The 13,342-nt window shown below is 62.2% G+C and carries 11 protein-coding genes; 3 read left to right on the top strand and 8 right to left on the bottom strand.

Annotation, left to right across the window (positions count from 1 at the left end; all coding sequences use genetic code 11):
* Positions 1-168: 168 nt before the first annotated feature.
* Positions 169-1,047: an aldo/keto reductase family oxidoreductase gene (locus AC1DF8_RS00465; protein WP_477994519.1), complete on the bottom strand. Its 879-nt coding sequence runs from the start codon at positions 1,045-1,047 to the stop codon at positions 169-171.
* A 118-nt stretch (positions 1,048-1,165) separates the two neighbouring features.
* On the opposite strand from AC1DF8_RS00465, the gene AC1DF8_RS00460 reads away from it, so the two are divergent.
* Positions 1,166-2,083, top strand: a complete 918-nt coding sequence (locus AC1DF8_RS00460) for a LysR family transcriptional regulator (RefSeq protein WP_477995047.1) — start codon at positions 1,166-1,168, stop codon at positions 2,081-2,083.
* 105 nt (positions 2,084-2,188) lie between these two features.
* Entirely contained in the window at positions 2,189-2,860 is a 672-nt protein-coding gene (locus tag AC1DF8_RS00455) for a VOC family protein (RefSeq protein ID WP_477994517.1), read from the top strand.
* A 76-nt stretch (positions 2,861-2,936) separates the two neighbouring features.
* On the opposite strand, the gene AC1DF8_RS00450 is transcribed toward AC1DF8_RS00455, so the two are convergent.
* Together AC1DF8_RS00450 and AC1DF8_RS00445 are read right to left on the bottom strand one after the other, a co-directional pair.
* Positions 2,937-3,350 carry a hypothetical protein gene (locus AC1DF8_RS00450; protein ID WP_477994516.1) on the bottom strand — a complete coding sequence of 138 codons (414 nt, stop codon included), beginning with the start codon at positions 3,348-3,350 and terminating at the stop codon, positions 2,937-2,939.
* On the bottom strand, positions 3,347-4,945 hold the full coding sequence (locus tag AC1DF8_RS00445; RefSeq protein ID WP_477994514.1) for a hypothetical protein: 1,599 nt from the start codon (positions 4,943-4,945) through the stop codon (positions 3,347-3,349). Before AC1DF8_RS00445 ends, AC1DF8_RS00450 begins: the two co-directional genes overlap by 4 nt.
* Before the next feature lie 229 nt (positions 4,946-5,174).
* Here AC1DF8_RS00445 and AC1DF8_RS00440 point away from each other — a divergent pair, with 229 nt between their 5' ends.
* Positions 5,175-6,830 carry an alpha/beta hydrolase gene (locus AC1DF8_RS00440; protein WP_477994512.1) on the top strand — a complete coding sequence of 552 codons (1,656 nt, stop codon included), beginning with the start codon at positions 5,175-5,177 and terminating at the stop codon, positions 6,828-6,830.
* A gap of 58 nt (positions 6,831-6,888) precedes the next feature.
* Here AC1DF8_RS00440 and AC1DF8_RS00435 read toward each other — a convergent pair whose 3' ends face one another.
* The 5 genes from AC1DF8_RS00435 to AC1DF8_RS00415 are packed head-to-tail and all read right to left on the bottom strand — an operon-like array spanning position 6,889 to position 13,129.
* Positions 6,889-9,432, bottom strand: a complete 2,544-nt coding sequence (locus AC1DF8_RS00435; protein ID WP_477994510.1) for a DUF5585 domain-containing protein — start codon at positions 9,430-9,432, stop codon at positions 6,889-6,891.
* Positions 9,433-9,439: 7 nt separating this feature from the next.
* Positions 9,440-9,952 carry a virion core protein, T7 gp14 family gene (locus AC1DF8_RS00430; protein WP_113203872.1) on the bottom strand — a complete coding sequence of 171 codons (513 nt, stop codon included), beginning with the start codon at positions 9,950-9,952 and terminating at the stop codon, positions 9,440-9,442.
* Positions 9,945-10,421, bottom strand: a complete 477-nt coding sequence (locus tag AC1DF8_RS00425; protein WP_477994509.1) for a hypothetical protein — start codon at positions 10,419-10,421, stop codon at positions 9,945-9,947. Before AC1DF8_RS00425 ends, AC1DF8_RS00430 begins: the two co-directional genes overlap by 8 nt.
* Positions 10,402-12,501: a phage tail protein gene (locus AC1DF8_RS00420; RefSeq protein WP_477994507.1), complete on the bottom strand. Its 2,100-nt coding sequence runs from the start codon at positions 12,499-12,501 to the stop codon at positions 10,402-10,404. Before AC1DF8_RS00420 ends, AC1DF8_RS00425 begins: the two co-directional genes overlap by 20 nt.
* Positions 12,494-13,129, bottom strand: a complete 636-nt coding sequence (locus AC1DF8_RS00415) for a phage connector family protein (protein WP_477994505.1) — start codon at positions 13,127-13,129, stop codon at positions 12,494-12,496. Before AC1DF8_RS00415 ends, AC1DF8_RS00420 begins: the two co-directional genes overlap by 8 nt.
* Positions 13,130-13,342 lie beyond the last annotated feature (213 nt).

Genomic DNA, 13,342 nt, shown 5'->3' with positions numbered 1-13,342 from the left:
TTTGCCTCCGTTTGAAAGACCCTGTCGGGGAGGATCGCTGGAGGTTGGGCGCAGGTCACGCCTGACCATGATGATGTTCAGGCTGTGCCGATTCGTCAATCTGTCGAGGGGGCGTGGTATGGCCTGCGAAACGCGGCGAGGGCGCCGCGTTCCGTACCTTCCGTTGAGTCAGGCGCCTTTCGCTGCGGCAATGCCGTCGAGTTGCGCCATGACCTCGGGCGACAGCTCGATATCGGCTACCGCGAGATTTTCCCTGAGATGACCACGCGAAGATGTACCGGGGATGAGCAGGATATTCGGCGAGCGTTTCAGGAGCCAGGCGAGCGCCACCTGAAGGGGCGTGGCACCGAGGTTGGCGGCGACCTCGGAGAGCGTCGAGGACTGCAAGGGCGAGAAGCCGCCGAGCGGGAAGAAGGGCACGTAGGCGGTGCCTTCGGCTGCAAGCTTGTCGATCAGCGCGTCATCGTCGCGGTTGGCGAGGTTGTACTGGTTCTGGACGCAGACGATCTCGGTGATCCTGCGGCCGTCATCCACCTGTTTTGCCGTGGCATTCGACAGGCCGATATGTTTGATCAGGCCCTGCTGCTGCAGCTCGGCCAGAACCGTCAGTGGCGCCTCGAGCGAGCCTTCGGCCGGGCCGTGCACATCGAACATGGCGCGCAGGTTGACCACCTCGATCACGTCGAGGCCGAGGTTTTTCAGGTTGCTGTGGATCGCCGCGGTCAGCTCTTCCTTCGAAAAGGCCGGGTTCCAGGAGGCGTCGGATCCGCGCAGCGCGCCGACCTTGGTGACGATGACGAGATCATCTCCATAGGGATGCAGCGCTTCCCTGATAATCTCATTGGTGACGTAGGGGCCGTAGAAATCGCTGGTATCGATGTGGTTGACGCCGCTTTCGACGGCTTCGCGCAGCACGGCGATGGCTTCATCGCGATCCCGTGGCGGGCCGAAGACGCCCTTGCCGGCGAGCTGCATGGCCCCATAGCCGAGGCGCTTTACCACGCGATCGCCGAGCTTGAAGCTTCCGGAATTTTCGACAGTAGACATGAAATCTCATCTCCGATTGAAGGCAGGAAAGCAGATAGGCCTGTATCACTTCCCGGACAATCGGCTATAATCCGGACGGGCTGTCCGGCTTACAGGACAATCAATGGGAACTCAGACTATGAAACAGGGTGTGCCTGAGATCAGCGATGTCAGCGCCTTTCTCGTCGTCGCAAGGGCTGGCGGTTTTCGCGAGGCAGCGCGGGTGAGCCATATGAGCTCCTCGGCGCTCAGCGATGCGGTGCGCCGGCTGGAGGCGGAGCTTGGGGTGCGGCTCTTCAACCGCACGACACGCAGCGTTGTGCCGACGGAAGCCGGTCGCGGCCTGATGGAGCGGCTCGGCCCGGCCTTCGGCGAGATCGATGCTGCGCTCGACTTCGTGAAGGATTTTCGCGACCGGCCGGCGGGTTCGCTGAAGCTCAATGTGCCCGTCAGCGCAGCGCGGCTGGTCTTGCCACGGATCGTGCCGGCGTTTCTGAGAGCTTATCCGGATATTCGCCTCGAAATCGTTACCGAGGAGAATTTCGTCGATATCATCGCCGCCGGCTGCGATGCCGGCATCCGCTATGACGAGCGGCTGGAACAGGACATGATCGCCGTGCCGATCGGCCCTCGCGTCCAGCGTTATGCCGGTGCGGCTTCCGCCGCCTACCTGGAAGAGCATGGCCGGCCGCAGCATCCGCGCGACCTGCTTCAGCATGCCTGCATCCGCGGCCGTTTTGCCGGCCGCGCCATCCCGGTCTGGGAGTTCGAGCGCGACGGCGAGATCGTCAGGGTCGATCCGCCGAGCCCGCTGATCGTCCAGAATGGTGGCGGCACGGATCTCGCCGTTGACGCGGCGATTGCCGGCACCGGCATCGTCTTCACCTTCGAGGATTGGCTGAAGCCCTATTTTGAAGGTTGCATGCTGGAGGCGGTGCTGGAGCCCTGGTGGCAGATTTTCTCCGGCCCCTTTCTCTATTATCCCGGCCGGCGCCTGGTGCCGGCGCCGCTGCGCGCCTTCATCGATTTCATCAAGGCGATGCCGCGGGAGCCGTGAAGAGAGATCATCGGCCCGCAACGTGCTAGAGTGGAGCGGGCGATGCACTTGCCGCATCGCCGTCATCATCAACACCATCGTCGTGACGATGGGAGGGGGAAGATCATGAGCGATGCAAGCAACAGGGCCGGCAACGGCACGAGCGAGATGAAGCTGGAGATCATTGTCGTGCCCGTTTCGGATGTCGATCGCGCCAAGGCCTTCTATGGCGGGCTCGGCTGGCGCCTCGATGCAGACTATTCCTCAGGTGAAGACTACAGGGTGATCCAGTTCACCCCGCCGGGCTCGAAAGCATCCGTCATCTTCGGGAAGAACGTTACGCCGGCGGCACCTGGCTCCGCACAGGGACTGTATCTCATCGTCTCCGATATCGAGGCAACCAGAAAGGAGCTGCGGGAGCGCGGAGTAGAGGTCAGCGACGCCTTTCATCCCGAGGGAGAGGTCTATGGCGGGCCTGACGTGCCCTATCTCTTCGGCCGGCGCCGGGTCAATGGCCCCGATCCCGACCGCAGCAGCTACCGCTCCTTCGCAGCCTTCAACGACCCTGACGGCAATGGCTGGCTCTTCCAGGAAATCACCGCCCGGCTGCCGGGGCGAATTACCTCCGACCTCGCCGCTTTCGGCACGGCGAAAGACCTCGCCGCGGGGCTGCGCCGGGCGGCCGAAGCCCATGGCGAGCATGAGAAGCGCAATGGCGGCAAACATGACGAGAATTGGCCGGACTGGTATGCGGAATACATGATGGCCGAACAGACCGGCAAGCCGTTGCCGCAATGAGGTGGTTGTGAAGTGATTGGCGAGCGGGGCAAGCCGGATTGGCCGGTCCCCGCCGACTGTTTTTCGACAGCTCAGATCATAAAGGCTCGATGCAAGCCGCCCATCTCCAGAGATCGTCCATCTGGTTCGGCGGAATGCCCATGGCCACCGCGAGCAGGTCGATGCGGGGATCTTCACGCGAATATTGCTGCGCGTCCTCGATCATGATGCGCACCGTTTCCTTGTCTTTGAACGACATGTCGGGCATGTCGTTGATGGTCGCCAGAATATCGGCCTTGGCAATCGGCGGTTCGAGTTCGAGCGCGGCGATCCAGAGTTGCCATTTCCTGAGGGGCGGGAAGCGCTCTTCAAGGCCGAGTGGGTCCCGGAGGTATTTGGCGATCGGGGGCTCCTGGTCGTCGTAACGGACGAGGATCATATGAGGCTGGTCACGGGTGAATATTTCAAGGATGGTTCCGGCGCTGTCGTAACGAACGTATACAGGGGTCATGCGTATAGCCTCTTGCAAGAGTAATCATACCAGCCGCACACGAAAAAGGAGGCCGAACAGGCTGCGCTTGTCACAGAGACATACCTCCAAAGCTGGCCGGTGGCGTTGCTTCGCACCTTGCCCGCCGCCGAACTCTGGTCGGGATAGTCGTTGCCTGAGCGCGATCGGCATCGCACGTGATGCGCGGCACCGGTGGTATAGTTGGCAGCAGCGGCATCTGAGACGATCCCGATGCAGTCCTGTCCCGTGCTAGCTACACCGGTGTCAATCAGCACCCAGACATCGACGCTTAGTCCAACAGGGGTGTTGCTCGGTATGGCCAGGCCCTGTGCGGTGGCGGTGGCGGTGAACCATGGGTAGGTGTCGGTGTTAACCTCGTTGCCAGTCTGCCAGAACGGAACAATATTTCCTGATGAATTGGTGAGGACCAGGCCCACACGGCTCCCGGACAAGCATTCCCATCCGAGCGGCTTCGTGACGCCTGCCTCTGATCCAGACAGCGACATAATGAAGTCCGTGGTGCCATCAGATAGTTTCCTGATGGAGTACAGGAAATACGTCTTTGACGCCTGTACGGCCCCTATGTCGAGTAGCTGAACTAGCGTTTTTGCGGTGGCAGAGGTGGTCTGATGTTTCTTTCCGCCAAACCAGCCGACGCCTGGTCCGATGGTTACAGACGTAACGCCGACATAAGCGGGGATGAAACCTGTAAAGAAATCAAGACCGGTAGCAACACAAACATATTTGACGATACTCCCCGCCAGAACCTTTTTCAGCCCCCAGCCTGCCGCGCTGTCGGCGATGGCGAATTCGTCGCTATCGACGATGTCGGTCTTTGCCGCCGCGCCGTGCAACCAGCCGGCCAGGGTATTTGCGACGTCGTTGTATATCGCCAGCGTCTTTCGATACCAGTGAAAGGCGGAAAACAGCCCGCCCGAACCGGGAACCGCCAGATCTTCCGGATTTGCTGCATAGGCGGCTGCGAGCCCAGCGCTGGCATTTGCGGCTGTCGCCGATTGGGCGGCTTCGGCGGCCTTCTGCTGCGTGGTCGCAGTGAGGCCGGCAACATCGGGGATGTCATCGGCTATATCAGCCACAGTTTCCAGATATTGCGAGACGGCGGCAACGGCCTCCAGCGCATCGCCTTTGTCGCTGAGGGTCAGGACGTCTGCGATGAGCTTGTCTATCGTTGCCGAATCGAATGACGGCGGAATGGTGACGGCGCGGGCCGCTCTTTCCTTGAGCTGCTGGAGCCTCATCACGACGAGGTCGAGAGCCTGCTCCACGGTCTCGGCATAATAGGCGCCCTGGTTTTCCAGGTCGGTTTCCTGGGTGAAGGGCACATCGAGCAGCAGGGTGACCCTGCTGCCGGCTGCCGGGGCAGGGGTGATGACCGCGCTGCCGCCGCCATCATTGCCGACCCCGGTCACGGTGTAGTCTGCATCCAGCACCAGGATCGTATCCGTGCCGGACGCGTCCGTGCGGATCACCTGCAGATGCCGGGGTTCGAGTATCTTGAATTTATAGTCGAAAGCCGTAGTGACGCCGTCCCCGCTATAGGGGCCGGACCGGTTTATCTCGCTTGAAATGGTCATGGATCACGCCTCTGGTTTTGCCGACCATAGGCGTGGGAAGGTTGTCGGCCTGACAGGCCTGGTAGATCGGCGCAATCAGCCGCACTTTTCCGTATGCGGCGGCCGAAAGCAGCTTGCTGAAGAACAGGCACATTCCAGCCCGTGACGTCAATGGCATAACGCTTCTGGATTGTATGCAGGACCTGTCATAAAACAGGGGGTGCAGCGTTTGCGAGCTGGGAGGATGTTCATGCGGCATTCCATGACAAGTTTCGTCAGGCCTCTTTCCTGGCCGGCGCTGTTTTTCGCGCTGCTCGGCTTTTGCCTGTCGCTGACGCCGAGCCTCATGCCGCGCGCCTGGTTCGTGCAGGGCGCGCTTTCGGGCACCTGTGCGGCTGCCGGCTATGGCTGCGGCGCCTTCCTACAATGGCTTTGGACGTATCTTGAAATCCCCCGTCTGCTGCCCGCTGCCGGACGCCTCGTCCGGTCCGTGGCACTGTTAGGCGGCGCCGCGGTCGCCACCGTATTCGTCTGGCAATCGTCCTCGTGGCAGAATTCTGTCCGCGCGCTGATGCAGCTTGCCCCGGTGACCACGGCAGAACCATTGCTGCTGGTGCTGATGGCCGCAATCGTCTTCATCCTGTTTATTGCCCTCGGTCGGCTGTTCAGGCTGATGGCGCTTGCCTTTTATAACAAAAGCAGCCGGTTCATTCCGCGCCGGCTCGCAGCCGTTGCCGGAATCCTGCTGGCGATCCTGGTCTTTTCGGCTGTCGCCAATGGGCTGCTGTTCCATCTGGCGCTGCGTATGGTCGACTCCTCGTTCCGTGAGGCCGATGCGTTGATCGATGACGACACGCCTGTTCCCACCGACCCGGCCAGAACGGGAAGCGCCGCATCGCTGGTCAACTGGGATGAGCTTGGCCGGCAAGGCCGCCATTTCGTCACGTCAGGCCCGACGGCGGAAGAGATCGGCGCTTTCCTGCAGTCGTCCGCACAGTCGCCGATCCGGGTCTATGTCGGCCTGAACAGTGCCGATGACGCCGAGGCACGCGCCAGCCTGGCGCTTGCCGAACTCAAGCGTCAGGGCGCCTTCGAGCGCTCCAACCTCGTCGTCATCGTGCCGACGGGCACCGGCTGGATCGATCCGGAAGCGATGGATACACTCGAATATCTGCTGCATGGCGATGTGGCCGAAGTCGCGGTGCAATATTCCTATCTCAGCAGCTGGCTGTCGCTGATGGTCGAGCCGGAATACGGGGCCGATACGGCGCGCGCCTTGTTCAGGGAAATCTATACCTATTGGCGCACGCTGCCGCGCGATCATCGCCCGAAGCTCTATCTGCATGGGCTCAGTCTCGGGGCGCTGAATTCGCAGCTCTCCTTCAATCTCTACGATGTCTTCGCCGATCCCTTCCAGGGGGCGCTGTGGAGCGGGCCGCCCTTTGCCAGCGCCACATGGGCCCACGTGACCGCAAACCGTAATCCCGGATCGCCGGCCTGGCTGCCGCAATTCCGCGATGGCAGCATGATCCGCTTTGCCAACCAGCAGACATCTGCCGATCAGCTGGACAAGCCCTGGAGCGCCGTCCGCATTGTCTTCCTGCAATATGCCAGCGACCCCGTCACCTTCTTCGACTGGCGCGCGCTCTACCGCGAGCCGGACTGGATGAAAGGGCAAAGAGGCCCCGATGTCTCGCCGGCCTTCCGCTGGTATCCCGTCGTCACTGCCTTGCAGCTCGGCTTCGACGCGATGATCGCCACGACCTCGCCGATGGGCTACGGCCATGTCTATGCGCCGCAACACTATATCGATGCGTGGCTTGCGGTGACGGACCCGCCGGGGTGGCCGGCTGGAGAGGTGGAGCGTCTGAAGGCTCGGTTCGAGAAGACTTCGACAGGGAAGTGAGGTGTCGGCCAAGCGTTCCCGCGATGCCGGGCCGCCTGGTTTTTCCTAATGCGCTTTGTCAGCGATTGAGCATGAAGAGTTCGTATTCATTTGCGATTTCATCCTGCGACGGCTTCTTGTTGTTTTTCTTCGTCAGATCCGCCTCGATCGCCATCCTGAGATCGCGTGGAATATCCTGATATTGCACGTCGATATCGTAGCTCTGATCGTCGGTGAGTGAGTTGGCCTGATAGAGGTAGCCGTGGGTCTTTGCGGGAGTTCCCATGCTGAAGAAAGAGCTCGGTGTGCTGATGACGATCGGGAACAACAGGCGGTTGATCATTTTCTGGATGTCGCTCTGGGTCGGGTTCTGGCCGTCGTTCTTGTCCTTGAACTCATCCATCTGATCGAGGAGTGCTGACCGGAACTGGGCGACGCGGCGCGGGACACTATAGGAGGTCGCGTAGCCGCCGTCCTGGGTGAGGAGGCCCAGCGCTTCGAGTTGCGGTTTGGCGAGTTCGAAGGCTGTGTTGATATCGAGGCTCTCGAGCCGGGCCTTGCGCTGGTCGGTCGCGGCCATTTGCTGCCAGCCGGTGACTTTTTCCCAATCCTTGTCTGAGAGCTTGGAGCGGTATTCGAGGAGATCGATCTGCGAGAAGGCGGCCGGATCCCTGGCGAATTCGGTCTGCAGGTCGTAGAGCGTCTGCGTATCCGTCAGCGGCTGGCCGTAGGCGCGGACCTTTTCCTTGTAGTCACGCAGCGTGAGCAAGCCGGAAGGGCCGATCGCCTGCTGGATGTGGAGGGGCAGTTTCGTCGGGTCGAAGGTCGGGTCGGCGATGACCTGGTTATTGGCCCATTCCTGCACCTGGATGCGTTGAGCGTCGAGCGCCTTTTTCTGGGCGACCATGTAGCCGCTGAGTTGCTCTTCGGTGGCGGCGCGCAGCCCCGGGTCGGCGATGCTGTTCAGGCTCTCTTCGATCCGGCGCAAGCTCTCGGGATTGTAGTTCGGCAGGGTCGTGGTCTTCTCATCGACGGTGCCGGATGTGCGGAAGCTGACGACCTCTTTTGCTGGGTGGGCGGTGAGCGCGGTATCGCCGGCACGTCTCGGATCGGGGCCGAGCACGAGGATGTTGCCGTCCGCATCGTAACCGCGGAAGAAGCCGATGCGGCCCTTGTCAGTGCTGCTGTTGCTTCCGGCGCCTTTCTTCTGCTGCGGGCCGAGGACGACGATGTCGCCGGGGCGGGGTGTCTGCGTCGGCAGACCGAAATGGCGGAATCTTGTGGCATCGGCGGCAGCGCTTCCAACGAGATTGGCAGGCGCCCCGGCGATACCGAGGACGGCGCCTGTGACATCGCTCAGCCACTCCCTGAGTGAAGGATCGACCGTACTGCCGGCGGCATTTTTCACGAAGCCTGCCAGTGCCGGATCGTCCTTCGCCTTGCCGGGAAAGGCGAGCGTGGCGGCAACGGTGCGGAAATCCTCGGGGCCACTCGGCTGTTGGGGTGGCGTGCGAGGGGCGGCCGACACCTGCGGGCCAGTGGTTTGAGGGCCTGTGCTTCGATTACCGGCGGTTTGCAGGGCTGCGGTCTTGCCCGCCGAAGGCTGTGCGCCAAGCGTGCGTGCTGCCCCGGTTCTGCTTCCGGCGCCATCCATTTCGAGGCCATTGCCTCTTGCGCCCGCTACGGTCGTCTGGCCGGTGTTCACGGTCTGCTGCGGGCCACCTGCACCCACATCGGCGTTTCCAGCCGGCGCTACTGGCGAGGCGGCGCCATTGGCATCCGGCGCGCCGGTATAGGTCGGCGGCAGGCCGGCGATGATGTCGGTGGTGTTCTGCCGCGCCTTCTCGTCGGTCACGGCGGTTCGCAGGGATTTAAGGATGGCGGTGCTGTCGGCCGGCAGCATCCTGTCGCCGGCGGCTTTGATATATTGCTCGGCCTTGATGGCACTGTCGTCGGCCATGCGCAGCGCGACGTTCTTCATCGTGTCGGAGACGTATCGGCTGCGTTCCCGGTCGAGCTTTTCCTCGCTCCAGCCGTGCATGCGGCCCTGATGCTCGATCTCGGCAACGCCCTTTTTGATTTCGGCATCGACCTTGGCAGGATCGCTGTAGACGGCCACCGCATTCTCGCCCGAGGATTTGATGCTCTTCTGAGAGGTCTCGGCAAACCATGCCTTGCGCTGGTCGAATGTGTGGCGGATCGTGGTGTCCAGCAGGGTCTTCATGCTGGCGCGGCTGGTCTCTTCATAGGTGCGGGCAGCACCCGGCGTCAGGCCCTTGCCGAATTCGGCACGCTTCTGCTCGGCCAGCTTTTCGAAGGCGGCGCGGCCTTCCACGGCGGCGCGGCCGGTCAGCGTCAGGAAGCCGCTTTTGCCGTAAAGCGCGTCACGATCCCAGTCGTTGAGCTTTGTCTGCGCATCCTTGGCGGCATTGTCATTGTCGAGCTTTTCCACCTCGACCACGGCCTCGCCGAGCGTGCCCATGCCGGTTGCCAGCCCCTGCATGCCCTTGCCGATGGCGGAGCCGAATGCCTCGGCATCGGCCTTTACCGTGAAGCCCTCGGTATATTCCGGGCGCAGTGCTACGTGCTGTTGTGTATCCTGATAAGTCGGAACAGTCGGCATCAAACCCTCACTTGAAGTAACCGAGGGCCTTGCCCTGCGTATAAACCTTGCCTGTGCCGCCGAGGATCGTGCCGACGGCGTCGAGATAACCGCCTTTCACAGCGGCATCGGCGCGCATGCGGTCCAGCTTGGCGCTTGCCAGCTGGTTGGTGCCCTGCACCTTGTAGCCATAGGCTTCGCGATAGGCATTGCTGCGCACATTGAGCGCATCGATTTCGCCCATCTTGGCGGTATCGACGATCGTATCCAGCGGCGAGCCGAAGGAGAGGTCGATACCGTTTGCGGCGATCGCGGCTTTCTGGCGTCCTTCCAGCTGTGCCGTCTGCAGCCGCTTCTGCTGCTCTTCCTGCTTGCCGCGCTCGATCGCGTCCTTCGCCTGCTTGTCGGCGATCTCGGCATTCATTTCAGCGACCTGGGCGTTGTATTTGTTTGCCTCCGCCGTCGCCTTCGCCTGCTGCACCTGGCCGGCAGCACCCAGCAGCGTCGAGCCCAAAGTCAGCGCCAGACCAAGATCACACATCCGCGTCTCCCATTTCGAACAGGTGGAATGGATGGCCGTTGATCTCGACGGGGTCTGACAGCCGGAAGCCCAGCCATTCGAGCCAGCGGATGGAGATCGTGTTGCGCGCATCCACGAGGTTTCTGAGCAAGCGATAACGGCCCAACAGTTGAGACGGCCAATGTCTCGAAATCCGCAGGAAGCCGCGGACGTTCTTGTCCACCGCATCGGTGCCGAGCAGCCAGGGCGCGCCGATGCCGGTAAGGATGTTGAGATCGCCGACACCCCACATCACTTCCGGACGCCCATCGAAGAGGGCGGTCCAGACGTGAGAAGAGTGGCGGTAGGAGAAGGAGAGCGCCGAGAGTGGCGAGCGGCCGGAGGCGGCGAATATCTCCGCGCGGTCGGCCGCGCGCATCCGTTCGGCAATCTGCCGAATGTGCCCCGGCCGCGCCGTGACAATGCAGATTTCAGCGGCCAAGGGTGRCATCCGGCATGATGGAAAGGATGGTCATCGGCAGCGGATCGAACTGTTTCACCCACATGCTGCCGCTGGTGCTCCAGTCCCAATAGGGCGTGACGGTCAGATCGCCGGTATAGAGGCTGATCGCCTCGTTCCAGTTTTCGTTGCGGCGCTGCTTGTATTCCACCAGCGTGCCGCCATCCCGCTCGCCATCCTCCGGCCCCGTGAAGATGCCGCGCGTATTCTCCACCCGGAAGGTCACTTCGGAGACGGATTTCGAGCGCCCCTGCACGGTGCCGAGGCCCTGGACCTGGCCGACATCGAGATCGAGCGTCTCGATCGCCGCCGTTACCGGCAGGCCGATATGGATTTTCGATGCCGCATTCTGCAGCCGCACCGCGCCGCCGGTGACGACAAGATTGCGTACGACATTGCCGTCGGCGAGCGCCACGAGTGTTTGTCCCTCAAGATGGCCAAGGCCGGAAATGGTCGTGGCCGGCGGTCCGGAATAGGTCAGCCCGCAATCGACGAAGAAGGCATCCTGCACATCCTCGAAGGCGCGGCTGTGCAGCCGCTCGATGTAGCGCTTACGCGTGCCGTTGACGGTACGGCGCACGATGAAATAGGGCACGTCCTCGCCATCTTCCTCAATCACGGTGACATCCTCGAAGAAGGCATCATTGCCGGGGCCGCTCTCATGGCGGGTCCAGGCCCAGACATCCTGCTCCTTCATGTAGGTGAGCGAGACGAGCGCCCCGTCATCAAGCACCACCCAGACAACGGAATCCGGCGCCTGGGCATAGTCCCAGGCCGATATCTCGCGGCCCTTGAAGAGATGGCGGGCAAGGATGGTCAGGTCCTTCCCGACATAGCTGTCCTGGGTATAGTCATAGGAGAAATCGCGCACGACGCCGCCAAGGCGCTGGGCAAAAAGCACTGTATTGCCGACGACGATCGGCTGCACCTTGGCCGCACCGCGATAGCCCTGGTTATCGAGCTTGATGGCGGAGGGCGAAATCGCATCCGAGGTCGAGCCGCCGGTGACGATCCATTCTGAACCTGACGTCAGGAGCAGAAGGCCACGCACGGAGATCATCGAGCGGATCTCGTTCACCTGCCGGGCGCGGATACGAAAGGTTACGGCGTCGCTTGCCTTGGCGGGCGAGGAGACGCCGAAATTCTCGTAATTGGCGGATTGGCTGAGCCACACGGCCTGCGGATCGTTCTGTGTGGAGGCAAAGGCCAGCCGCTGCTCGATGAAGGTCACGCAGCGCGGATAATTGCCCGCGGCATTGAACGGGTTGCGGCCAGCCTGCGGCGTGTCGGAGAGATCGGGTGTGATATTCTCATCATCGAAGGTGAGGCCCGTCGTGCCCCCGACATAGCCGAAAATGCCGTTGTCGTCGCGGTAGACGATGTAGCGCGCCGCACCCGTGACGGCAGTCCAGGTTACGCGGTTGATGCCGCCCTGGATGGCGAGATCGTTGACCACGGAGCCGGCGTTGGAGGGTAGACTTTCCTCGCCGCTATCGGCAACGGCAGAGACGCGGTAGCGATAGGTCGTCGCCACATAGCCGGTCTTGCCTGATGTGTCGCCGGGCTTGGTGACGACAGGCGTTCCCGTCGGTGCATTGATCAGCGGCTTGAACAGGACTGTCGTCAGCGTCCAGTTATTGTCGGCCAGCCGCCCCAGCTTGCGCACGGGATGGTCGACATGGCAGAGATAGAGCACATCGGCTTCCTGCACGAAGACGAGGTTCTGCACCTGGGCGGCCGTATAGGCGCTGGCCACCTCGTAAGGGGCCGCCCCTGAGAGCACCAGCCCGCCATCGCGGAAGATGCGGATATAGAGATCGCCGAATTCGAGAATATAGGTCTGCTCGGTATTGAACTGGAAGCGGATCAGCCGCGCCCGCTTGGCGCTGTCCTTCACCTCGCTGACGAATTGCAGTCCGGCCCTGTTGGAGACGCCGCCATGCGGATGCACGAAGACATTCAGCGCCGTGCGCAGGCCGCTCTGGTATTTGGCGAGATCGACGCGGGCGCCGAGGGCGGGTGAAAGCTCGCCGCCGGTAAACGAAGGCTGGTAGGCGCGAAAATCAGCCATGGGCGCGCACCGCGATCAGTTCGCTGACAAAATCCGCGCTCGTATGCCTGATCTGATTGGCCTCGGCCTGCTCGGCGGCGGCCTGCGTGCTCTGGGCCAGCGACATTGCATCGGCGCGGATCTTCGGATCGCGCGTCAGCGGCATGGCAAGGCGCACGGCAAGGTGCCAGGAGAGCGTCTCGAGGAAGAGCGGCGAATATTTCGTCGGATCGGTGAGGCGGCTGGTATAGCGCAAGAGCACCGGCGAAATATCGCAATAGAGACGGTCGCCTTCGAGCGCGTAGGGATACTGCATCTCGCGCCCGGCCTCATCGAGATCGGGCGTCGGCGCATCGAGCGGCGCGGACGCGTCGGCCAGATAGCCCGACCTGATCCAGCGGATCTGCAGGCAATCGGCCGGGCGGGCATAGGAATGACGCCAGACGCCCGGCTTGTCATTATCGAGAGCGCCGAGCGCCACCGTTTTGCCAGCCATGGCCCAGGGGAAGGATTGCAGCAGCACGTCGCGCGTCTGCGCGTAGAACTGATTGCAGGCGCGCGCCTCCGCGCTCTTTTCGGTGAGATCGTTGATATTCTCCTTGCCGATATTGGAAAGGGCGAGATTGCAGATAGAGACGACGGTAGCCATGGGCGAACCTCCTGGGTTTGAGCTCATGGGTAGGGTGGGGATGGTTGTGGGGGTGAAGTGGGTGGGGGGATGGACTTGGGTAAAGACCCCGCCCCAAACCCCTCCCCACAAGGGGGAGGGGCTTAACTCGCCGCACCTTGCTGCCACATTCTCGACGTCCCGGAAGGAGCGATGCGGTGCCGCTGAGTTAGCCCCTCCCACCTGTGGGGAGGG

The organism is Rhizobium sp. 05N49, assembly GCF_056396805.1.
This window is presented reverse-complemented; position numbering and strand designations above follow the sequence as displayed.

Bases quoted from the DNA above. Each gene is read 5' to 3' on its own strand.
- AC1DF8_RS00445 (WP_477994514.1), bottom strand. From the start codon at position 4,945: ATGACCATTTCAAGCGAGATAAACCGGTCCGGCCCCTATAGCGGGGAC.
- AC1DF8_RS00460 (WP_477995047.1), top strand. From the start codon at position 1,166: ATGAAACAGGGTGTGCCTGAGATCAGCGATGTCAGCGCCTTTCTCGTC.
- AC1DF8_RS00435 (WP_477994510.1), bottom strand. From the start codon at position 9,432: ATGCCGACTGTTCCGACTTATCAGGATACACAACAGCACGTAGCACTG.
- AC1DF8_RS00450 (WP_477994516.1), bottom strand. From the start codon at position 3,350: ATGACCCCTGTATACGTTCGTTACGACAGCGCCGGAACCATCCTTGAA.
- AC1DF8_RS00455 (WP_477994517.1), top strand. From the start codon at position 2,189: ATGAGCGATGCAAGCAACAGGGCCGGCAACGGCACGAGCGAGATGAAG.
- AC1DF8_RS00465 (WP_477994519.1), bottom strand. From the start codon at position 1,047: ATGTCTACTGTCGAAAATTCCGGAAGCTTCAAGCTCGGCGATCGCGTG.
- AC1DF8_RS00440 (WP_477994512.1), top strand. From the start codon at position 5,175: ATGCGGCATTCCATGACAAGTTTCGTCAGGCCTCTTTCCTGGCCGGCG.
- AC1DF8_RS00430 (WP_113203872.1), bottom strand. From the start codon at position 9,952: ATGTGTGATCTTGGTCTGGCGCTGACTTTGGGCTCGACGCTGCTGGGT.
- AC1DF8_RS00415 (WP_477994505.1), bottom strand. From the start codon at position 13,129: ATGGCTACCGTCGTCTCTATCTGCAATCTCGCCCTTTCCAATATCGGC.